16 protein-coding genes are annotated in these 23,280 nt (G+C 47.8%); 13 read left to right on the top strand and 3 right to left on the bottom strand.

All coding sequences use genetic code 11. The annotated features are described in order from the left end of the window. The first annotated feature begins 81 nt into the window (after positions 1-81). A complete protein-coding gene (locus LDN30_RS10700; RefSeq protein ID WP_223929469.1) occupies positions 82-1,677 on the top strand; it encodes a hypothetical protein in 1,596 nt (531 codons plus the stop codon). A 205-nt stretch (positions 1,678-1,882) separates the two neighbouring features. On the opposite strand, the gene LDN30_RS10695 is transcribed toward LDN30_RS10700, so the two are convergent. After that, positions 1,883-2,287 carry a hypothetical protein gene (locus LDN30_RS10695; RefSeq protein ID WP_223929468.1) on the bottom strand — a complete coding sequence of 135 codons (405 nt, stop codon included), beginning with the start codon at positions 2,285-2,287 and terminating at the stop codon, positions 1,883-1,885. A gap of 309 nt (positions 2,288-2,596) precedes the next feature. Here LDN30_RS10695 and LDN30_RS10690 point away from each other — a divergent pair, with 309 nt between their 5' ends. The 4 genes from LDN30_RS10690 to LDN30_RS10675 all read left to right on the top strand — a co-directional run bounded on the left by LDN30_RS10690 (position 2,597) and on the right by LDN30_RS10675 (position 6,130). Further along, positions 2,597-2,899 carry a hypothetical protein gene (locus tag LDN30_RS10690; RefSeq protein WP_223928108.1) on the top strand — a complete coding sequence of 101 codons (303 nt, stop codon included), beginning with the start codon at positions 2,597-2,599 and terminating at the stop codon, positions 2,897-2,899. A 17-nt stretch (positions 2,900-2,916) separates the two neighbouring features. Further along, positions 2,917-4,311 (top strand): hypothetical protein, encoded by a 1,395-nt coding sequence (locus tag LDN30_RS10685; protein ID WP_223929467.1) that lies wholly within the window; start codon positions 2,917-2,919, stop codon positions 4,309-4,311. Between the two features lie 2 nt (positions 4,312-4,313). Continuing rightward, a complete protein-coding gene (locus LDN30_RS10680; protein ID WP_223929466.1) occupies positions 4,314-5,312 on the top strand; it encodes an acyltransferase family protein in 999 nt (332 codons plus the stop codon). Positions 5,313-5,563: 251 nt separating this feature from the next. After that, positions 5,564-6,130 (top strand): hypothetical protein, encoded by a 567-nt coding sequence (locus LDN30_RS10675; protein ID WP_223929465.1) that lies wholly within the window; start codon positions 5,564-5,566, stop codon positions 6,128-6,130. Between the two features lie 672 nt (positions 6,131-6,802). On the opposite strand, the gene uvrA is transcribed toward LDN30_RS10675, so the two are convergent. Beyond that, positions 6,803-9,667: an excinuclease ABC subunit UvrA gene (uvrA, locus tag LDN30_RS10670; RefSeq protein WP_223929464.1), complete on the bottom strand. Its 2,865-nt coding sequence runs from the start codon at positions 9,665-9,667 to the stop codon at positions 6,803-6,805. Positions 9,668-10,202: 535 nt separating this feature from the next. Here uvrA and LDN30_RS10665 point away from each other — a divergent pair. Continuing rightward, positions 10,203-10,628, top strand: coding sequence for a hypothetical protein (locus LDN30_RS10665; RefSeq protein WP_223929463.1), 426 nt, complete (start codon positions 10,203-10,205; stop codon positions 10,626-10,628). A gap of 118 nt (positions 10,629-10,746) precedes the next feature. Here LDN30_RS10665 and LDN30_RS10660 read toward each other — a convergent pair whose 3' ends face one another. Beyond that, positions 10,747-11,184 (bottom strand): lysozyme family protein, encoded by a 438-nt coding sequence (locus LDN30_RS10660; RefSeq protein WP_223952288.1) that lies wholly within the window; start codon positions 11,182-11,184, stop codon positions 10,747-10,749. A 370-nt stretch (positions 11,185-11,554) separates the two neighbouring features. Here LDN30_RS10660 and fabG point away from each other — a divergent pair, with 370 nt between their 5' ends. The 7 genes from fabG to bamK all read left to right on the top strand — a co-directional run bounded on the left by fabG (position 11,555) and on the right by bamK (position 23,276). After that, the gene (fabG, locus tag LDN30_RS10655; protein WP_223928116.1) at positions 11,555-12,307 is read left to right on the top strand and encodes a 3-oxoacyl-[acyl-carrier-protein] reductase; all 753 of its coding nucleotides are present in this window, start codon (positions 11,555-11,557) and stop codon (positions 12,305-12,307) included. Positions 12,308-12,310: 3 nt separating this feature from the next. Then, the gene (locus LDN30_RS10650; protein WP_223928117.1) at positions 12,311-12,994 is read left to right on the top strand and encodes an RluA family pseudouridine synthase; all 684 of its coding nucleotides are present in this window, start codon (positions 12,311-12,313) and stop codon (positions 12,992-12,994) included. Beyond that, positions 12,982-18,126 carry a translocation/assembly module TamB domain-containing protein gene (locus LDN30_RS10645; RefSeq protein ID WP_223928118.1) on the top strand — a complete coding sequence of 1,715 codons (5,145 nt, stop codon included), beginning with the start codon at positions 12,982-12,984 and terminating at the stop codon, positions 18,124-18,126. Before LDN30_RS10650 ends, LDN30_RS10645 begins: the two co-directional genes overlap by 13 nt. Continuing rightward, positions 18,113-20,515, top strand: a complete 2,403-nt coding sequence (gene tamL, locus LDN30_RS10640; RefSeq protein ID WP_223928119.1) for a translocation and assembly module lipoprotein TamL — start codon at positions 18,113-18,115, stop codon at positions 20,513-20,515. Before LDN30_RS10645 ends, tamL begins: the two co-directional genes overlap by 14 nt. Positions 20,516-20,615: 100 nt before the next feature. After that, entirely contained in the window at positions 20,616-21,530 is a 915-nt protein-coding gene (locus LDN30_RS10635) for a glycosyltransferase family protein (protein ID WP_223928120.1), read from the top strand. Further along, positions 21,531-22,586, top strand: coding sequence for a DHH family phosphoesterase (locus tag LDN30_RS10630; protein WP_223928121.1), 1,056 nt, complete (start codon positions 21,531-21,533; stop codon positions 22,584-22,586). Positions 22,587-22,616: 30 nt separating this feature from the next. Continuing rightward, positions 22,617-23,276 (top strand): BamK family beta-barrel-assembly machinery protein, encoded by a 660-nt coding sequence (gene bamK / locus LDN30_RS10625; protein WP_223929461.1) that lies wholly within the window; start codon positions 22,617-22,619, stop codon positions 23,274-23,276. The last annotated feature ends 4 nt before the right edge of the window (positions 23,277-23,280 follow it).

The following is a 23,280-nucleotide window of genomic DNA, read 5'->3' as shown; positions in this document are numbered from 1 at the left end:
TAAGATGAAGAAATAAGCCCGATGCTGCTGTCTTTTTGTTACTTTTGCAACCGAAATTCGAAACAACAAAAAGGTTTATTTATGAGAAGAAGATTTACTTTGAGCAAGCATTTGGCAGTCCTGACTATCTTCCTGTCGGTCTGCTCGTCGGTATGGCCGCAGACCGCAAATCATGAGGTTGCCGACAACAGTCTGGCATCGATTCTGCCCGACACCATCATCACCAACCGCCCCGACGGCCGTGAGGTTATATATTCGGAGTCGTCGCACAATCTCTGGCAGAGCAACGGCACATTGGGTGAGGATAATATCGACCACAAAATGAAACAGATTGTCTTCGGTAACGACGGGTATGTGTACGTCCGCAACTTTATCGTCCACCTCTATGGTGTCGAGGGTTGGATTAAAGGCAAGATTGACGGCGACACCCTCCTTTTTCCCCTGCCGCAGAAATACTATACGATGGGCAGCAGTTTCAGTCAACGCGACTATACCTTAATGGCCTTCGACAAGGTGCTCGTCGATGCCGGTGGCCAGATGGTCTATACCTATCAAACAGATACAACATATACGGAGATGGACTTCGTGATGCGTGACGACAGCATCATTTCCACCGATCCGACCAAATTCATTGGTCTCGCCAATGCGACATACAACAATGCATGGTCGCAGTTCGCTATGAGCAATGTCGTTTACACCATCAACAAGGACACTATGGCACAGATGCCTGAGGGCGTCGTACCCGAGACCTGGACCTTCGAGTATAAGCCAAGCTATGGCGATAGGGTGACAAGAATGGTTAGCGTGGCTACGAAGGATAACGAATTGTATATCAAAGGATTCAGTAAAAAATTCCCCGAGGCGGTAGTCAAAGGATATATCGATGGCAACAAGATGGTTATGCCGAGCCGTCAGCTATTGGCTCTCGACAAGAAGGATGAATATTATGCTTATCTGCTGACTTCGAGCGACACAATAGTCAAAGAGGAATCTTATGGCGAGATGATTGATGTGACGGAGCAGAAGATCCGTGATTCAATCTCCTTCGACTATGATGCCATCGACGGCACCTTAGTTTCGGCCGATAATTTGATTGATAATCACGGTACCGATTCGCTATTCTATTATAATCTCTATAAGGCTGTGGCTTTCAACTACTTCGATCCGGTGGCTGCCACACCCGCAAAGCCGGAATGGATTGACTGTTGGAGCTACGATACGAGCTCAAGTTTGTCGTTCAATATCTACAGCAAGGATGAGAATGACAAGTTCATCAACCCTGACAGTCTTTATTATATCATCTACAACGATGACCAGCCGATAACTCTGAAGGCTGCGGATTATGACGAACTCGACAGCGATATGACCATGATTCCGTATGCTTCGGATGTGGCTTATGTCGACGGCAACTACCATGGAATCACATTACATAATGTCACTGCCACCCGCATCGGCCTGCAGACGGTATATATTATGGGCGGTGAGACAAGACGCTCGCCGATAGTCTACTACGGTGAGACCGACGGCATCAGCGCTGCCAAGAGCATTGAAGCAGTGAAAACTGTATATTATGACCTCTCCGGTCGGGAAATTTCCAATCCGTCGAAGGGCATCTATGTGAAGGTCGTGGAGCATGCTGATGGCTCGCGGTCGACAAGTAAGGTGACCGTCAAGTAACTGATTGCTAACAAGATAACTGAAGATGGGGAGCTGCGCCGATTGGTACAGCTCCCCATTATTCATATTATATTAATTGCGGTAGGTGGTCTTCTAACCTCATTCTTTTTACTTTTGTCTTCATCCTCTTTCTTATTCAGTAAGCTGGATAACAGACGTTGTGACATAGAATGTTACGGGGTTTCGTTCCACCGCTTCTTTAATCTTAATCGTCGTCTATCTCGCCATATAATTTGCAGAGCTTTATCCACTCATTAAAATGATCCCGCAGGGGCTGGTTGAAACGTTGCAGATCCTCGTCGGTGACAAGTTTATCCAAGTAGAGTTCCTTGATAACATTAAGCTGATGGCTGCCGTAGCAGTTGTTGTAGCGGTGTGCGACGTGACGGTCGTAGTTGTGCACTCTCTTAAATATCTGGATGTAAATCTTATGCCACGGTCCCTCGACACTCCGCCCGTTATCTTCGCGGTAGGGCTCGTTAAGTACAGCCAATGGTATTGGCTTGCTGGCAAGCCTCTGTATGCTCTTTACGAATCTCTCACATTCTTTTTCAAGTGCTCTGTGGATTAACTCCCGACAAATGCGTTTGTCTTTCTTTGATACCTCCATAAGTATTTTCTATTTAATTATGCGGCCCCGAACGAAATCAGAATATGCCTGATTTGGTTCTTCTTCTGTTCGGCTTACCACTGTTCGAATGCAAAGATACAATTATTCTACTGAATTTCCTCGTTTGTTCGGAATTTCTTTTTTCTTCGATAGGAGAGTATAGTCAAATCATGGTCATGGATTTTTGCAGGACCGAAAATGTTTTGTATCTTTGCAATGAAAATATAAACAGAAAGCTGAGCAGTTAACGGGCGGTATCCGGAATAATGATTTTTCGGCAGAAACGTTACCGCTAAAGACACGAAAATAATGGAACCGAAATTTATCCTCACCCTCGACGGACACCTGCGCATAGGCAGCGTCAAGATGCACAAGGACCTCCTTCAACCTGGCGACACCTGTATTGGCGGCGGATTCTGGGAGGTCGATTACTTGTCGCGACGCCTGATACTGTCGGGAAAGTCGTACGACTATGGCAAACCGAAGTGGACCTTCGTCACGGGAAGAATTTATGTGCCAACGGATTTCAGCGGATTGCGCATCGAATATGACGGCGACAGCTTTGTCGACAGTATCGATGTCAGCGCCGAATTTGACATTGCCTATTATTAACCGCCACGACAGAAACGATGATTACCATCAATGTCAATATTCAAAAAACTTACTGCGCGATAGCCGCCGTCTATCTTGCAACGCTCCTTGCGGTGGTGGCGATATGGGGTTACACCCCCTGCAACGACAGCAACGGATATATAGAGTTGGCGCGGCAGTCGATAGCTTATGGTGAGCCATATCCCTGCTGGCCAACTATTTACGGTAAGCCGTTTATATGGAATATCGGTCAGATTAATCTCATTGCCCTGTCGTTGTGGACTACCGGCTCGATTATGCCCGTGGTGGTGCTGATGTGTGTCATGAAAGCGACTACGGCTTTGCTCGTGGCCACAACCGGCCGCAAGCTCTTTGGACCGTATGCCGGTCTGGCGGCTATCGTTCTCTTCGTCCTCTATCCCAATAACTGGGGACAGAGCACGATGATTCTCTCCGAGATTCCGGCCATTACTTTTGCGATGACAGCTGTGGCGATGATGGTGGGAGAGGGGAGCGGAACCACTAAAAACAATAGCAATTACGGACCTTTCAAGGATAATAAAGGACTTGGACACAGTAAGAATGTCCTAAAAACGGTACCGTGGAGGGCTATGGCGGCAGGAGCGCTGTTGGCTTTGGCCAACTGGTTCAGGTCGATATCGCTCGTTTTTCTCGTGGCTTTCTTTCTCTACTACCTCATTTTCAGCCGTCGGCAGATTATAAGCCGTTTCGTTCCGTTGATGGTAGGCTACGTTGCTTTTATCATCATCGTGGGAACGAGCTGCTGGATGCGGACGGGATACTTTATCTATCAGGGTGATACGCTATGGTTCAATATGGCGGAGGCAACTTATGAGACATCAGTAGCGCCACATTATGGCAGCGAGATGTACCCACGGGGTACAGCAAGATATATTGCCGGACGCGAACACATGACGGCCATAGAATGCTCGGCAATATGGCGGGAGAGATCGTTGGAATGGCTTAAAGACCATAAAATCGACTATCTGGAGAAAGTTCCGGGACGACTGATGTATATGTACGTGAACGATATGGACAACCTGGCGGCTTTCCTCAGTGATAAGTCGAAGGCCGAAAATAACTACATCACACTGCCTTACCGTCATCTGCTCACCGAGATTGGGAGTCTGTCTGGGGTGCAGAAATTGGCCGTGATGAATCTCGTTTACTACCTTTTTCTCCTTGCAGGATTTGTAGTGACCACGATTGTAATGTTGGTTAAGCGGGTGAATATCAAACAGTTATTTCTGCCTGTATTCATAGTTGTCGGCGGATCGTTAGCCATCGTCTTGGCTGTTCATGGCGAAACCAGGTTCAAGGAGCCTTTTATGCCGTTTATCTTCATTGTTGTCGGGTCCGGACTGCAACATTTTTATTCTTGGCGAAAGGCCGGAAAGGAGTGTGGAAAATGACTATGGAGATAACATCATCGGGCCGTCTGCCGTGGATAGATATGTTGCGGGGCTACTGCATAATAGCCATTCTGCTCTTTCACACCGAGGTTTATTATACCGGTGATGCCGTCATACCGTATTCATTCTATGTCGATAATGTCCTGACAATATTCTTTTTCGTTTCCGGCTATCTCTTTATAAAGAAAGGAAAAACCGTTGATGCCGCTTTTGTCAAGCACAAACTGCGGTCGGTTGTCGGCGGTATGCTGGTGCCCTATTTCCTGCTGTCGGCGGCTCTGTCGCTGCCAAAGAGTATCGTTCGTGGTATTAGCCTTTCCCAACTGCTTACGGACATTGTCATGGGACGTGCCTATTGGTTTGTGGCTGCACTCATTGTGGCCGAAATTATTTTCTTGTTGCTGCTATGGATAAGTCGCGGTAGCGGATTGAAAATGTTCTTGTTAGTGGTGAATATCTGTGCGCCCCTGCTGCCACTGACCCTGCACTATTGCGGCGGCGGACTGCCGTGGCATGCAGAGAATGCGCTCTTGGCCCTGCCGTTTCTCTTCGCCGGTTATGAGTATCGGAGGTATGAGAAGGACTGCGAGCGTCGTTGTCGGTGGCCCTATCTGCTTGTGGCCGCTGCAGGACTGGTGTGTGCTAAAATCATTGAGTACACGCATATAATGCCGATGTGTGTCGATCCGATAAATATCGGGTCGTGGCCGTTGTTCTTCATCGACAATGCCCTTGGCATAATCCTTGCTATAGCTGTTGTTAAAAGGTTGCCGGTGGTGTCGAGGGTAGCTTGGACGGGAGCCCACAGTCTTGTATATTATTTCCTTTGCAGTGCCGTACCGTTAGCCGTGAGTATGCTGTTTGGCCGTATTGGACTGACTTACAGTGGCATGTACAGCAGCATCTTACTGGTTCTTGTCATCGGCTATGCGGTATCGACGGTTATAACGTGGATGGTCAATAAACCCCTACAAAAGCTACGATTTCTTATTAATTCTTAAAGAAAATGACATCATCACAAGAAAAATTCTTGAAAATGGTGCCGTTTTTCTCATTTGTTTTGTTTATCTTTGCATCCAAACAACGATCCTGAATCGCGCCTGCAAAAATGCATAAAAATACTGTGGGAGAGAGACGGGTGGAAGAAATGGACTGACTTTTTATTTGAATTATTCAATAATAGCTGATGAATGACATTGTGCTGATAATAGCTTTTACAATAATCGTGGCTCTTTTAGTTGTCATTATTTATATGATCAACAAGAGAAAAAGAGCCTCAGATGATGATTTGCTATCGGATTCTGATGACGAGACCGCCGACTTCGGCTCGAAGGGGGGCTATGACGTCAATGGAAAATATAATGGAAATGACAAGGTCCTGCCGTCAATGAAGTCCGGAGAACTGTTGAAGTCGATTCTGAAACGTCTCAACTGCACCTACAAAGAGGGCGACGACGACGATATATGGTTCACTTACCAGGGTGAGCACTTTGCATTGAGATTCTCCGACGATTCCTATTGGGTGCGCATCTATGACGCACAGTGGTTTGAGTGTACGCTCGACGACCTCGAAGAAATTTCGTATATGCAGAAAGCCGTGAACTACTGCAATGCAAGAAATTGTGCCACAGCATGTTATGTTATAGATACCGAGGAAGAAAAGTTCACTGTTTTCTCTAAGTGTGACTTTCTCTTGAACAGCAATTTTCCTTTCCCAGACGATTACTTCATCTCCTGGCTAAACCAGCTTTTCCGCCTCAAACGCGATGTCGCAATGCAGTATGACAAGGAGAAGGTTGAGGGTGAGGTGAAGAAATAGAAATGATTTTTGCCGTCAGATGTTTGCAAAATAGGGCATCTAACTTGTTGTGCTCATTTTTGAAATCTATATCCTTTTGTCGGGTGTGGCCAGTGTGGCCGACTGAAATCTGCTGGTAATTCTTGTGCAAACGTGGTCGTCCGCTATCTCCGGGAAATATTCATGATGAAGCGTGGTCGTCCGAAAAAATGATGAGATTCGGTTATACGACCGATTGTACGGGACACTAACCTTGCTATACGCCCCATGCAACTGCGATGCGCCGTTTCCCACTATTAGCAAGAATATCAGCGTGATGGAATTCGTACGCAGATTCGGCAGATTCAATAACGGACAAGCTGCAACCGCACTGTGCCGCATATCCGTTGATTGCGAGATTTATGGCCCTTGGCGTATCCTTTGCGGCCTTTGCGAGAGGATTTTGCCCTTTGTCTCTACCAGCCCCGACGGGGCTTTCCGTTGGCAGAGGAAATAACCTATGTTCATTAGAATGGTGATAATCACGCCCTGCAAGTGGGTAGGTGCAGCATACATGTAATATATCCCTTCGCCGACCAACGTTTTCCGTTTGAAAATGCCAATGCGATAATGACAAAATAAAGATTTGTATTTCATATCACATGATTCCATGGAAAATATCCAGTGCGCCGGAATCTGCGAATTCATCGTAATCTATGCACGTAACTTGTCCTTCAGATAGCGGCCGGTGATGCTCTCTTTGCATTTTGCCACCTCCTCCGGTGTTCCGGCTACGACAAGATTGCCGCCACGGTCGCCACCGTCGGGACCAAGGTCAACAACGTAGTCGGCACACTTGACAACATCGAGGTTGTGCTCGATGACGATGATGCTGTGGCCGTGGTCAATAAGCATGTCGAACGCCTTGAGAAGTTTCTGTATGTCGTGGAAATGAAGACCAGTTGTCGGTTCGTCGAAGATGAACAATGTAGGTTCCTGCTTCTCCTGACCGATGAAGTAAGCTAACTTAACACGCTGATTCTCACCACCCGACAGCGTTGACGATGACTGACCTAACTTGATATAGCCCAATCCGACATCCTCCAACGGACGCAGTTTTGCGGCCACCGACTTCTTGCCGTACTTCGTAAAGAACTCCAGGGCCTCGCTGACCGTCATATCGAGGACATCGCTGATGCTCTTGCCATGGAACTGGACATCGAGAATTTCCTTCTTGAACCGCTTACCGTGGCAGGCCTCACACTCTAATGTCAGGTCGGCCATGAACTGCATCTCTACGGTTATAACCCCTGCTCCCTTACACTCCTCACAACGGCCGTCGTCGGTGTTGAAGGAGAAATATTGTGGTGTGAATCCCATCTGCTTGGCCAACGGCTGGTCGGCAAAGACCTTCCTTATCTCGTCATAGGCCTTCACGTAAGTAGCTGGGTTAGAGCGCGTACTCTTACCTATAGGGTTCTGGTCGACGAACTCGACATGGTGAATCTGTTTCCAATCGCCTTCGAGAGCGAGATATTCGCCGGGAGCATCGGCAACCTCATTGAGATGACGCTTCAGAGCAGGGTAGAGAATGCCCTTGATGAGGGAGCTCTTACCCGAGCCGCTGACACCGGTGACAACGGTAAAAACATTGAGCGGGAATTTAACGTCGACACCCTTGAGGTTGTTCATCCGAGCTCCACGAATGCTGATGGCCATATTCCACGGCCGACGACTGGCAGGAACGGGGATAGTCTCGGCGCCGGTGAGATATTTGATGGTGTATGACTGTGGATATTCTTTAAGGAGCTCGGAGTTGAGAGCCGGTTGCTCGTCCTTGCTCTTGGCCACTACCGATGCCATATCGCCCTCGAAGACTACCTCTCCACCGAGGCGGCCGGCATCGGGACCGATATCAATAAGATAGTCGGCCGACCGCATAATCTCCTCGTCATGCTCGACGACAATGACGGTATTGCCTAAGTCGCGGAGCTCCTTGAGGACATGTATCAGGCGGTCGGTGTCGCGGCTGTGAAGGCCTATCGACGGTTCGTCGAGGATATAAAGGCTGCCCACGAGGCTGCTGCCGAGACTCGTGGTGAGGTTGATGCGCTGGGATTCTCCTCCCGACAGTGAGTTGGAACGGCGGTTGAGAGTGAGGTAGCCAAGTCCAACGTCGACAAGGAACTGCAGCCGGTTCTTAATTTCTACGAGCAGACGTTTGCTGACTTCTGCGTCGTGGGCATCGAGAGTGAGATTATCGAACCACTCCTTGAGGTTGACGATTGGCATATCGACAAGGTCGGAGATGCTCCGACCGGCGATTTTCACCCATTCGGCCTCTTTCTTCAGACGTGTGCCGTGGCAGTCGGGACAGACGGTCTTGCCCCGATAGCGGCTCATCATAACGCGATATTGAATCTTATACTGGTTCTCCTTGAGCATCTGGAAGAAACTGTCGATGCATATCTTGTCGTGGATATCGCGATTTTTCTCCGACGGAAGACCATGCCAGAGCATATCTTTCTCCTTCTGCGTAAGCTCGAGGTATGGCTTGAAAATAGGGAAATTGTCGTGTGCAGCCCTGCGGCAGAACTCCTCGTTCCACATCTTCATCTTCTCACCGTGCCAGCACTGTACGCAGCCGTCGTAAACCGATAATGTCGTGTTCGGGATAACAAGTTTTTCGTCGATGCCTATAACCGAGCCGAAACCCTCACATGTGGGGCATGCACCGGCCGGAGAGTTGAACGAGAACATATTGTCGTTGGGCTCCTGGAATGTCATGCCGTCGGCCTCAAAGCGCGTGGAGAAATCGTAAGCGATATTCCCCGGCAGAAAGACGAGACGGCAGGCACCATCACCCTCGTAAAAGGCTGTCTCACAGGAGTCTGACAGACGTGAGATGTCGCCTTTCTCATGACTCACCGACATACGGTCGACGATGAGATAGATGTCGGCGCGATGCTTCTCAAGCCAGCCGTCGGCCTCAGTTTTGACTTGTTCCAACAAATCGTCAATCCTCACGGGCTTACCGCTAAAGAGCACACGGCCATAGCCTTCCTGAAGGTACATCTCCATCTGTTTCTCCACCGTGCGCCCCTCACTGACATGAAGGGGTGCAAGGACCATGAATTTCGTACCATCGGAGTAAGTATGGGTGCAAGCGATAATATCCTCGACGCTGTTCTTCTTCACCTCCTGACCGCTGATGGGCGAGTAGGTGCGGCCAATGCGCGCAAAGAGAAGTCGCATGTACTCATATATCTCGGTGCTCGTGCCGACAGTAGAACGCGGATTACGCGCAACGACCTTCTGCTCAATGGCTATGGCCGGCGGCAGACCATGGATATAGTCGACCTCTGGTTTCGTCATTCTGCTGAGGAACTGACGGGCATAAGAGCTGAGACTCTCGACATATCGCCGCTGCCCCTCGGCATATAGAGTGTCGAAAGCCAACGAGCTCTTGCCAGAGCCGCTAACACCGGCAATGACAATGAGTTTGTCGCGCGGTATCTTCAGACTGATATTCTTGAGGTTGTTAACCCTCGCACCTTTCACTTCAATGTAGTCGTTCATAATGGACATAAAATTATAGCCTTTCAATCTACAAAGTTACGGATTAATTCTCAAATTAAGAAGAATGTCGGGAATTATATTTTATCTTCCAAGCCGAGCTTAGACTCATGTCAGCACGTCAAAACTTATTATAGGGCATCTCTTCTTATCAGAAGCTTTTTTTTGCTCGACTGTATCTATCATTGTCTCAGACCGTTAGAAATAAGCAGAAAAATAATCGCCGAAAAACTTGCATTCGGCTTAAAAATTTTGTAGCTTTGCATTAAGAATTCATGAGGAACACAAAATATCAATTATAAATTCAGATAGATGTCACGGGCAGAACATAAGAACTTTGAGATACCAGTGATTGACGATGGATTGTCTGCGTAAATGTGGACGAATAATAAAGATAAGACTGAATTGGTGTGAATTAAAATGGACTGACATTTAATGTTTACAAAGAAAATTCAATAATTGTTCCAAATTATAGCTGATTAATATTAAAATGCTTACTTTTGCATTAATAAGGAAAATATATAAAAAAGGAAAGATTATGAAAAGAAAGATTCTTGTATTGACTTTTGCCATGGCTATCGTTGTCGGTGCTAATGCCCAGTCGACATCTACTTATACGCCGATAACCCAGAACGATTCTGACGTGGCCGCTGTGACCAATGAGAATAACCTTAAGCTCAACGACGAATATCTCAAATGGCAGTCGAAGTATGAAGAGGTTGGCACGGAGATTAACGACGTTGCAGCACAAATAGACCAGGAGACTGCTAAGCGCGGCTATCCCAAGAAGAAAACTGTGAAGCAGAAGATTGCCCTCGTGGAGCAGTATATCCAACTGTTGGAGTACGAACGCGACAATCCGTCGATATTCCCAATGGATCTCGACAAGGGAAAAATAGAGAGAAAAATAGCGCAGTGGCAGGAGCATCTCGACGGTCTTAACAAACTTGTCAAGAAGATATGATTTCCATCCTCTTCTGAGCTGTATTAGTGATTAGGTGAACGCACTACATAAAAATATATGAAGAAAGGGCACGCCATTGCTGACATGCCCTTTCTTCATCAAGAATCATGATATACAATCAGTCGAAGTCGATGTGTTGCATCACCTTACGGAAATATTTCTGCGTAGCGCGGATTGAATATCCCGTTCCGCCTTTCCACATTCTTATGGCCTTCTCTATGCTGTTGTTGGGATTATAATACGACATAAAAATCTCAAACATCTCGCGCGATTTACTTACGCTATAGCGGTCGGCGAGACTAAAGCGGCGCTTGAGACCTTTCTGTTTAAGTATCTGATTGACAGCCTTAACAACAGTTGGCGACATTTGCAGCACACCAACATACTGACCATTGCGTGCGTTGGCGTTGCCGCGACTCTCAACATGGATAATTGCATCCACAACGGGAGACCAGTCGAAATCATCATTCTCATTGGCGGCATTTGCACCTGTCGACACAAATGCCAACATCATTACTACAAAAAATACTCTCAGTTCTTTTAAAAATCTCATCATAAACAATTTTATGGAGCCTGAACGCCAAAGATTGGACAATCTTCTTCAAACCATTGAACAACAATGTTCTAACGACCGAAAATGTTTTTAATCGAGAGAATAAAAACAACGTTCACTGCACAGTCCTATGTGAGATGGAGTTACCCTGTGCATGAGCTCCAGTTATCAATTCGTCGGCAAAGGTACGAAAAAAAATCCGAATAGCCAAATCTGACTTTTCTCACTGTTAATTTTATTTAGTTTTACACTTATCTCTTGCATATAAGAAAAAACAATAGTATCTTTGCACTAATAAGCCAATCAAGAACGAAACAACACTCGATAAGAAGTAGAAAACATTATAATTCATTAAAAGTTAATCACTATTATTATGGGATTATTAACAGGTAAGGTGGCGCTGATTACAGGTGCCGCACGTGGAATAGGAAAAGCCATTGCGCTGAAATTTGCTGACGAAGGTGCCGACATCGCCTTCACTGACCTTGTCATCGACGAGGAGCACGGAGGTCTGGAGACCGAGCGCGAGATTGCCGCTAAGGGCGTGAAGGCCAAGGGCTACTCCGGCAATGCTGCCGACTTCGCTGAGACAGAGGCTCTTGTCAACCAGATTAACAAGGACTTCGGTCATATCGACATTCTTGTCAACAACGCCGGCATCACCAAAGATGGACTGATGCTGAAAATGACTGAGCAGCAGTGGGATGCCGTCATCAACGTCAACCTCAAGAGTGCCTTCAACTTCATCCATGCAATCACCCCTATCATGATGCATGAGCGTGGTGGTTCAATCATCAACATGTCGTCGGTTGTCGGTGTTCACGGTAACGCTGGACAGTGCAACTACGCCGCATCGAAGGCTGGACTCATCGCTCTGGCAAAGAGTATCGGTCAGGAGATCGGCCGCCGCGGCATCCGCGCCAACGCTATTGCTCCCGGATTCATCGACACAGCTATGACCCAGGCTCTGCCGGAGGATATCCGCAAGGCATGGATCCAGAATATTCCTCTGCGCCGTGCTGGAACGGTCGACGATATCGCCAATGTGGCTACATTCCTTGCTTCCGACATGTCGAGCTATGTCTCCGGTCAGGTGATTCAGGTCGACGGTGGTATGAACATGTAAGCAATGACACCACTCTACGAGGATAACCATATTATCATAGTCTACAAAGAGGCGGGCGAAATCGTGCAAGGCGACAAGACCGGCGACAAGCCCCTCTCGGAGACTGTGAAGGAATGGATAAAGACGGAGCACAACAAGCCGGGGAACGTCTTCCTCGGTGTTGTGCACCGTCTCGACCGTCCTGTAGCCGGTATTGTTGTCTTCGGAAAGACATCGAAGGCTACCGCACGGTTGAACAAGATGTTTCGTGAGGGTGAAATCCACAAGACATATTGGGCCATCGTCCAGGGCTGTCCGGCTGACGACGAGGCCACGCTGACTGACTGGATACTAAGAAAGGAGAAGATAAACAAGAGCTTTGCCTACGACCATGAGGTACCGGCATCAAAGAAGGCAATACTCTCGTATAAAGTTCTGACACACGGAGATAACTATTCACTACTCGAGGTAAACTTGAAGACGGGTCGTCACCATCAGATTCGATGCCAATTGGCAAATATCGGCTGTCCGATAAAGGGTGACCTGAAGTATGGTGCGCGTCGTAGCAATGCCGACGGAAGTATAAGTCTGTTGAGCCATAGGGTGGAATTCGTTCATCCCGTGAGTCATAAAACAATCATTGTCGAAAGTCCGCTGCCCCATGACCGGTTGTGGGAGTCACTGGCAAAAGATGCATGCAAAGGCTGAACGCTAAGAAAACACTCAAGATTCTGACAGCCATCGTGCTGACGCCGATAGTTGTCTTCATTGTGCTGACGGTGCTGCTGTATATCCCGCCGGTACAAAACTGGGTGGCTCATGGCGTGGCAAGCTATGCATCGGAGAAAACCGGCGACAGCATTACCGTGGGCCGGGTGTCGCTGAGCTATCCCCTCGACTTGAAAGTGTCGGACTTCCGTATGCTGCACCCCAACGACTCGTTGAAGAATGTCACCGATACCGTGGCCGATGTCCGCACACTCGTGGCCAGTGTCCAGCTCCTGCCATTATTAAGGGGTGAGATTAATGTCGACGAACTGACCCTCAAGCACTTAAAAGCCAATACTACCAACTTTATAGGTGATTTGCGCATTAAGGCTAATCTCGAGAAGCTGCACATACATAGTCACGGTATCAGCCTCAACGGTGATTCGGCCAATGTCGACTTTACGGAGATTGAGAACGGATGGGTGGACGTGGCTCTCGGCGACACGATACCTAAGGACACTACAAAGAAAAAAACACTGTGGAAGATTAATATTGGAAAGGTGAGCCTTGCTCAAACAGATTTCCGCCTGCACATGCCCGGCGACTCGATGAATATACATGCCGACTTCCACCTTGCCATAGCCAACGACACCCATCTTCTTCTCCACGACAATATATATAAGGTAGGAGCCTTCGACTGGCACGGCGGCGCCCTGGACTATGACATTCCATATAAGCGGCACACCGTAAAGGGATTCGACAGCAATCATATATCTGCCAATGACATAAATATTGGCATCGACTCATTCGTCTATTCTCAGCCCGACATCTCTATGACCATAAGGGCTGCAAACCTCAAGGAGAATAGTGGACTGAATATCAATGGCTTGAATGGTCGGCTGTATATCGGCAAGAAACAACTCAAGGCCGACAACTTCCGTCTGGTGATGCCATCGACTGACATTGCCGGTAACTACCGTATGGACCTCAATGCGTTCAGCGATTCAGTGCCGGGGCAGTTTTTTACCGATTTGAAAGGATATGTAGGTGTCGGCGATATTAGACCGTTTCTCATCTCGGTGCCGAACAAATATCTTGCGAATCTGCCCCGAGAGCCCTTGCGTCTGAACGGACGCTTCTATGGTAATCTGCAGCGAATTAGCTTTAAGAATATTGACATCGGTTTTCCGTCAGCATTCTCTTTGAGCGGCAACGGATATGTAGCCAATGTCACGAACAGCGAAAGATTAAAAGCTGAAGCCCGCTTGCGACTACGGACGAGGAATATGGCTTTCGTCAAGAAGTTCATGCCTTTGGGAACAAGGAAAAAGATTAATATCCCCGGTGGGATGACCATTGACGGAATCTTCAAGATAGACCGGAAACTTGTAGCTGCCGATTTTAATGCCATCTATGCAAAGGGGTTGCTTAAAGCAAAGGGATTCTTCAATGGTGCCGACAATACATATAATATTGTTGCTTCAGCCAATAATTTCCGTCTTGGAGATATCATTCTCGGTAACGGAATTGGCAGCGTCACGGCATCGGTGAAGGCCAACGGCCATGGCATCACGTTCCCGAGTTCGGCTACGGGAGTGGCCCTCCAGGCCAATGTCGGAAAACTGAAGATTGGAAAATATACTCTTGACGGCATTCAAGGAAAAGTAAATATGACCGGTGGCCGTATTGACGCTCATGTGAACAGCCGTAACGCCATGGCCGGCGGCAACGTGCATATCAACGGCCGACTGGCGCACAAACTGCTTGATGTACGTCTTTCCGGCGACATATCGCATTTTAACTTGAGGGCCTGGGGACTGACCGACAAGCCGTGGTCGGTTACGGCCAGGACCGACCTGCGGATAAAGTCGGACCTCGACAAATATTATTATGCTCGTGGGGGAGTCGGCTACCTGAGCATCAGCGAGCAACGGCGGCGCGGAGTGATACGTCTTGTCAACGCTAAAGGGCTGACATTCAGTGGAAGTTTAAGGGGAAAAGCTCTTGAGACACATCTCGACGGCGATATCGACGGAGCCAATCTCAAGGGACTTGGGGTTACAGGCAGTCCGTATATGGTTTCGGCTGCGGCAGTTGTCGATGTCAAGGGCAACATCTCGAAGCCATATCTGATAAACGCTACCGTCAATGCCGATGAATTCAAGATGACAGAGCACCGCGGAAAGACGGTTATACCGCTCGTCTCGGGCGATTTCATTGCCAAGGCGAATCTCAGAGGAAATGATATCGGTGGGGCATTCAACGGAAATATCAATAATGCAGACCTCTATCAGTTAGGCATTGTCGACGAGCCGTTATCTACATCGGGGTCGGCCGATCTTACTTTTGAGACCAATCAGAAAGACAAAATCTACCTTGACGGACAGATTGGCAATATGACCATTGCCGACAGAAAGAGCAATTACACCACATCGGGGATGACGGTTAACTTGCTTTCGACCGCTGATACCACCCATGCAACCATTGCCGGCGGCGACTTCCTACTAAAAGCTGACGCACAAGGAACTTACACGAGAACTCTTAATGCCTTAGGAGCCATAGCAAAGGAGCTGAAGTCACAAATAAAGAACAAGGAAATCAATCAGTCGGCACTAAAGGCTAAACTGCCCGTGGCAAGTGTAATACTTAAGACTGGCTCGACAAATATCATATCAAATATCCTGTCGAAGAACGGTATAGCATTCAAAAATGCCAATATCGACCTCAAATCGTCACCGTTGACTGGACTCAACGGAACGGCTATCGTCGACTCACTGGTCTACAACGGGACCAGAGCCGACTCAGTTAACCTCGTGCTGAAATCAGAAAACGGGCATCTTAATTATGACGTGGCAGTCGTAAACAATCCAGACAATGAATATCCATACAAGGGAACACTCACGGGAACGGTCCTCGAAAAGGGTATAACGACTGACGCCAATGTCATAGACAAGCACGGCAAAACTGCTGTAGCTGTAGGACTTATTGCTGCTATGGAGGGCGACGGCATCAAGATGTCGGTGACATCGAAGAATTCCATTCTCGGATATAAATCGTTTGCTGTCAATGATTCAAACTATGTTTATGTAGGACGCGACAGAAGGGTTTCTGCGAGTATGAAGCTTCTTGCTGCCGACGGTGCTGGTGCTCAGTTGTATACGGATGATAACGACACCACGTCGCTGCAGAATATCACTCTCGGAATGCATAATTTTGAGCTTGGAAAACTGCTCACTGTCCTACCGTTTGCACCAAAGATTAGTGGTGTCCTCAACGGCGACTACCATATTATACAGACATCTAAGGAGCTCACGGTATCGAGTGATATGACGGTAAGCAATATGGTCTACGACGATTGTCCTATGGGCGATGTCGGAGTGAACATGGTTTACATGCCACAGGGAGACGGCACACACTATGTCGATGCCTTAATAGCTCAGAACGGCAATGATGTGGGGCAGCTGTCGGGAACCTACGACAGTAAAGGGAAAGGCTCACTCGATGCCAAACTTTCGCTCGACAGATTCCCGCTGAGTTTTGTCAATGGATTCGTTCCCGATAAGATTATCGGACTTGATGGCCACGGCGATGGTGAGCTGACGATGAAAGGTCCGCTCGACGACCTTGATATCGACGGTGAGGTCTATCTCGATTCGTCACATATTTATAGTGAGCCCTATGGTGTTTCCATGCGTTTTGCCGACGATCCGGTGACTATCAAGGATAGTAAAGTGGTATTTGAGAACTTCGAAATGTTTGCCAACAACGACCAACCACTCGACATTGTGGGGTATCTCGACTTCCATAATCCGTCGGACATGTATATCGACACACGGATGAGGGCCACGAATTTTAAATTGATTGACTCGAAAGAAAATGTGAGGTCGACGATTTACGGCGATGCCTACGTCAACTTCTTTGGCGGAATGCGGGGCCACATGGACAATCTGAGTATGGGCGGACGGTTAGAAGTGCTCGGAAATACCGATATGACCTATGTCATGCACGATACGCCGCTGTCGACCGACGATTCGCCGAGCGACCTCATACAGTTCACAAATTTCAATGACAGTACCGAGGATGTTGTCGTCCGACCGACAATCAAGGGAATGAAGATGGATCTGAGCGTGAATATCGACGAGCAAGCCCACATCGTAGCAGCCCTCAATGCCGAGCATAGCAATTACATCGACCTTATCGGTGGCGGTGATTTGGCACTTCATTACGACCCCACGAACAATATAACCCTCAGAGGACGGTACACCCTGAACTCAGGGCATATGAAATATTCGCTAAATATGATTCCTCTCCGTACGTTCAATATCCAGGAAGGCAGCTACATTGAGTTTACCGGAGAGCCCATGAACCCGGCTCTGAGCATCACGGCAACTGACAATGTAAAAGCTAATTACAGCAGTGCCGGGGGCAACGACCGTATTGTCGATTTTACGGCAGGGGTGAAACTCACAGGTACTCTTTCGGCACCGGGTGTGACGTTCATCGTCGATGCACCTGATGATACCGAGGCCCAGAACGACCTTAACACTAAGAGTGAGGAGGAAAAAGGAAAGATTGCCATCACGCTGTTAGCCTCAGGAATGTATATTTCGAACGGAAAAGGTGGCAACTACGCCATGAGCGGTGCCCTGGCCAGTTTCATGCAGAACCAGATAAACAATATCACGGGCAGAGCTCTGAGCTCCATGGGACTTGATTTGTCGGCCAATATGGAGAGCAGTGCCGATGCCAAGGGCGGACTGCATACCGACTATACATTCAATTTCTCAAAGCGGCTGTGGAATAACAGGCTCAGAATAATGATGGGTGGAAGGGTTTCGACAGGTGCACAAGCCGGTGAGGACAACGGAGCATACTTCGACAATTTCTCCATTGAATATCGTCTGAATCAGCACGAGACCCAATATCTGAAACTGTACTATGACCGTCAGGCTTACGACTGGCTCGAAGGCGATGTCAGCGAGTTTGGTGCTGGTTTCATGTGGAGGCGTAAGTTGCAGCATTTCAAGGATATAATAAGGTTCCGTTCCAACAATAGTCAGCAGCCGGTGCCTCCATCCAACAGACTAAATGCTGACACATTAATTCGGTTCAACAACAATGACAAGAAATAAAATATTCATAGCCATCATCAGCCTTGGAGCACTCATCATGTCGGCATGCTCAACGACGAGCGGCATACCGGACGGTGAACAGCTCTATACTGGTATGAAGCCGACGGAATACTCTGATTTTGAGGATAATAAGCATTTCAGAAACACGAAGGAGGAGCTCGATATCGTTCTTGCCACAAAGCCGAACGCCTCACTCCTCGGCAGTCCTACAGTCAGCTCGCCGTTCCCTTTCGGACTGTGGATATGGAATGCGTTCAACCCGAGCAACACAAAGTTGAGCCGATGGATAGTTAAGGCCTTCGGCTCGCAACCGGTATTGATGAGTTACGCCAACCCCGCGCTGCACGAGTCGGTGGGTGAGGCCACACTGGCAAAAAGAGGTTACTTCCACGGAAATATCAGCTACAAGCTTATCCCTCAGAAGAATCCTAAGAAGATGAAAATGCAATATTTTGTCGACATGGGACCGCTGTGGCGATATGACTCAATAAAATATGTGAACTTCCCAGCCGATGCTGACAGTCTTATATCAAAAGACAGTGCTAACAGCGTCATTCGCAATGGTGATCCTTTCGATCTTAGTAGCCTTGAGAATGAACGCCAGCATTTGGCTTCTCTTTTCCGGAATAATGGTTATTACTATTATAGTAAGGAGTATGCCGCATATATGGCCGACACTATTTCTGTGCCCGGAAAGGTGCTGCTTAGACTGCAATTAGCTGACAGTCTGCAAGATAACGTAATGAGAAAATGGCATATCGGCAACATTACAGTAAACTTTCGCCGGCAGATGATGGAGCAACTGAAAAACAGCCGCAGTTTCCGTCATTATACCGTCAACTATAACGGGAAGAAAAGTCCGCTCCGATTGGGAGTCATTCTCAGCGACTTGAAACTGCGCCATGGTGACCTTTACAACGCAAGCAAGGACGAACTGTCGAAGCAAAAAATCAACTCGCTCGGGATTTTCTCAAGCAGCAGCATCACATATACGCCAAAAGATTCAACATCCGACTGCGATACGATAAACATGAATGTCGATCTGACATTTGATAAGCCCTATGATTTCTACGTAGAAGCTTATGGCCGGGGCAAGACCAGCGGCAAGTATGGACCGGAGGCTATAGTTGGTTTGACTAAGCGTAATGCCTTTCGTGCCGGTGAATTGCTGAACTTGCGGCTCCACGGCTCTTACGAGTGGCAGACAGGCCATAGCAATGAGGGTTCAAACTCGAAGATAAATTCTTATGAGTATGGTGCTGAGGCCAGTCTCGACTTCCCTCGCATTGTGAATCCTTTTAGGGTTCCTATTCGTAAGAGATTGGAAAAAATGAGACGTCAGATGATGCTTGCCGCACAACAGGGTAGGGAAGTGAAGATGCCGCGCAAGCCTAAGGAGTTCTATGAGACCCCGATAACAACGCTGAAAGCATCATTCGACGTGCTTAACCGTGCCAGTTTCTTCAAGCGTCATGTCGTTTCGGGGGAGCTGACCTACAGCTGGCGCCCTACAGAAACGAGTCAGTTTAAGCTCAGTCCGCTGACTCTTACATACGAATATATGCAGAGCCGGACAAAGAAATTCATGGAAATGGAGGATTCTATGCCATATTTGAAAACCTCCATGGCCGACCAGTTCATGCCAAAGGCCGAATTCTCATATATCTATACCTCACCGTCGGCATTTAGGAATCCCATCAAATGGAGATCGACAATCAGCGAATCAGCAAATATTGTGTCGCTTGGATACCTGTGTGCCGGTGACAAATGGAACGAGAAGGGGAAGACAATGTTCAAGAACCCTTATGCTCAGTTCTTTAAGGTAGAAACAGAATTGACAAAATTGTGGCAGATAGCCGACAAGAGCTCTATAGCGGCCCACGCCAGCGCGGGAGTGATTTATAGCTATGGCAACAGCAGGGTGGCGCCGTATTCTGAGCAGTTCTATGTCGGTGGAGCCAACAGTATCAGGGCTTTCAACGTCAGGAGCATCGGACCTGGCAAATACCGGTCGGCCGAGAGAAACTTCTCTTATGTTGAGCAGACCGGAGATATTAAATTCCTCGCCAACCTCGAATACCGTCCTCATATCCTCGGTGACCTCTATGGTGCCCTCTTCGTCGATGCAGGAAATGTGTGGACAATGCATGAGGATAGGGCCGAAGACGGTATCGTTAGGGAAGGGGGTAAATTTGAATTTAAGAACTTCCTCAATCAGATGGCTTTGGGCACTGGTGTCGGACTGAGATATGACCTCGGATACTTCATTATCCGTCTCGACTGGGGAATAGGAATACACGTCCCCTATGCCGACAGTCATGGATTCTACAATGTAGACAGTTTCAAGGATGCTCAGACATTGAACTTCGCTATTGGGCTTCCGTTCTAAAAAATTAATAAAATAACCATAGCATGACGTGATTATCCAATCTTTTTCGTAACTTTGCACTATTAAACATACAGAATACAATATAAAAGGAATTTGTACTATGAAACCGACTTTGTTACTCCTTGCTGCCGGAATGGGCAGCCGTTATGGTGGTCTGAAACAGCTCGATGGACTGGGGCCCAATGGTGAGACAATTATGGATTACTCTATTTACGATGCCATCCAGGCTGGATTCGGCAAGATTGTATGGGTTATCCGGAAGGACTTCGAGAAAGACTTCCGTGAGAAGATTCTCTCAAAATATGAGGGTCACGTTCCCTGCGAGCTTGTCTTCCAGAGCCTTGACAGTCTGCCCGAGGGCTATAGTGTTCCTGAGGGAAGGCAGAAGCCATGGGGTACAAACCATGCCGTAATGATGGCTGAGAAAGTCATCAACGAGCCTTTCTGCGTCATCAACTGCGATGACTTCTACAATCGCGACTGCTTTAAGGTCATTGGCAAGTATCTCTCGGAGCTTCCAGAGGGCAGCAAGAATAAATATGCCATGGTTGGTTTCCGCGTAGGCAACACTTTGAGTGAGAATGGAAGTGTAAGCCGCGGAGTTTGCTCTACCGATGAAAATAACAACCTTACGACTGTTGTAGAGCGTACGGAAATCGTAAGACAGGACGATGGAAAAGTAGCCTACAAGGACGAGAATGGCGAGTGGGTGAACATTGCCGACACTACACCGGTGAGCATGAACGTATGGGGATTCACTCCCGACTATTTCGAATACAGCGACAAGTTCTTCAAGGACTTCCTCGACGCTCCTACGACAAAGACAAATCCGAAGGCTGAATACCTTATTCCTTGGGTCGTGAACAAACTCATCAATGACGGAACAGCCACATGCGAAGTGCTTGACACCACAAGCAAATGGTTCGGTGTGACATACTCTGCCGACCGTCCGGGAGTCGTTGCTAAAATACAGAAACTCGTCGACGACGGCGTTTATCCAAACAAACTCTTCTAAATGGACAATATCCAAGACAATACTTTATTTCTGTTGACAGACGAGGAACTGAGCATCTTGAAAGACAGCATCTCGTCTGCCAACAGAATTGTGATCACAGCCCATAAGTCGCCCGATGGCGATGCCGTGGGATCAACGCTGGCCTGGAAGCATTATCTTGCTGCTCTCGGTAAGGATGCTGTTGTCGTACTTCCCGATGCAGCTCCCGATTTTCTTCACTGGCTGCCACAGTACAACACCATCATAACTTATGACAAGCACGCTGAGGATGTAAAGAAAGTCGTGAATGACGCCGATTTGCTGTTCTGTCTCGACTATAACGAACTGTCGAGAACCGAGGAGATGCAACCCGTCATCGAAGGCTCAAAGGCAAAGAGAATTGTCGTCGACCACCATGTAGGACCGAAAATTCCATCAATACTCACCGTTTCGCGGCCTGCGGCCTCAAGTACCTCTGAGCTCGTCTTCAGGCTTATGAGCCAGCTCACTGGCACACAGGATATTAGCCATGATGCTGCCGTGTGCGTATATTGTGGAATGATGACCGACACCGGAGGATTCACTTTCAACAGCACAAATCCCGACATATACCTTATTATATCAGAGCTACTGCGCAAAAATATCGACAAGGATGTTATCTATAACAAGGTGTTCCACAACTATAGTGCCAATGCGCTGCGCTTTAGGGCCCACATCATCCAGGATAAACTCCGGCTTGTCGAGACTCTGCATGCCTCATATTATACGGTGACGAAGAGCGAGATGAAGGAATATCACTTCATTAAAGGAGACCTTGAAGGCGTCGTCAATATCCCGCTGATGCTGAAGGGGCATAAGCTGTCGATATCACTGCGTGAGGACCGCGACCGACCAAACTTCATTCTCGTCAGCCTGCGCTCGTCATGTGGCTTCCACTGCCGTAAAATGGCAGAGGAATTCTTCAACGGCGGTGGACATGAGGATGCGGCTGGAGGCAAACTCTACTGCTCGATTGAAGAGGCCGAGAAGACTGCTCTAAGGGCTATACTCGCTTACAAGAGCCAGTTGGAAGCTTGAAAAGAATATTAAAGATTCAAACTATTATAGATGAAACACTTAACGACACTACTCCTATTACTCGCCATGGTGGCAGCAACATTGACATCATGCAACGATGATGAGACTTATGCTGACCAGCTTGAAAGTGAGAATAAAGCTATTAAGAGCTATATCAGCACAAAGCACATTAAGGTCATCAGCGAATCGGAGTTCTATGCCAAGGACTCTGTCACCGATACAGCTGCCAACGAATATGTATTCTTCCATAATTCAGGCATTTACATGCAGATTGTAAATAAAGGGTGCGGACAGAAGATTAAGCGTGGCGAGACGACAAGAGTTCTATGCCGATACACGGAGGTGAACATCCTCAATGGTCCTGACAGCATCCAGTCGACGAATAATGTGCTTTATTATCAGGCCATTGTCGACAAGATGACCGTAACGAACACCAGTGGAACCTTCTCTGGCTATTTCGATACCAAGTCGAGTCTGATGTACCAAATCTATGGTTCTACAGGATCAGGTACCGCTGTGCCGTCGGGATGGTTAGTGCCGTTTGCATTCATCAATGTGGGACGTCCGGCTAATGCCACGGATCAGTTGGCAAAGGTCAGGCTTATAGTCCCGTCGACGCAAGGACAGTCGAACGCTACAACAGCCGTTTATCCATGCTATTACGAGATAACTTTCGAGCGTGGAAGATAAATTT

The sequence above is a fragment of the Prevotella lacticifex genome (assembly GCF_019973375.1).
Classification (GTDB): Bacteria; Bacteroidota; Bacteroidia; order Bacteroidales; family Bacteroidaceae; genus Prevotella; species Prevotella lacticifex.
This window is presented reverse-complemented; position numbering and strand designations above follow the sequence as displayed.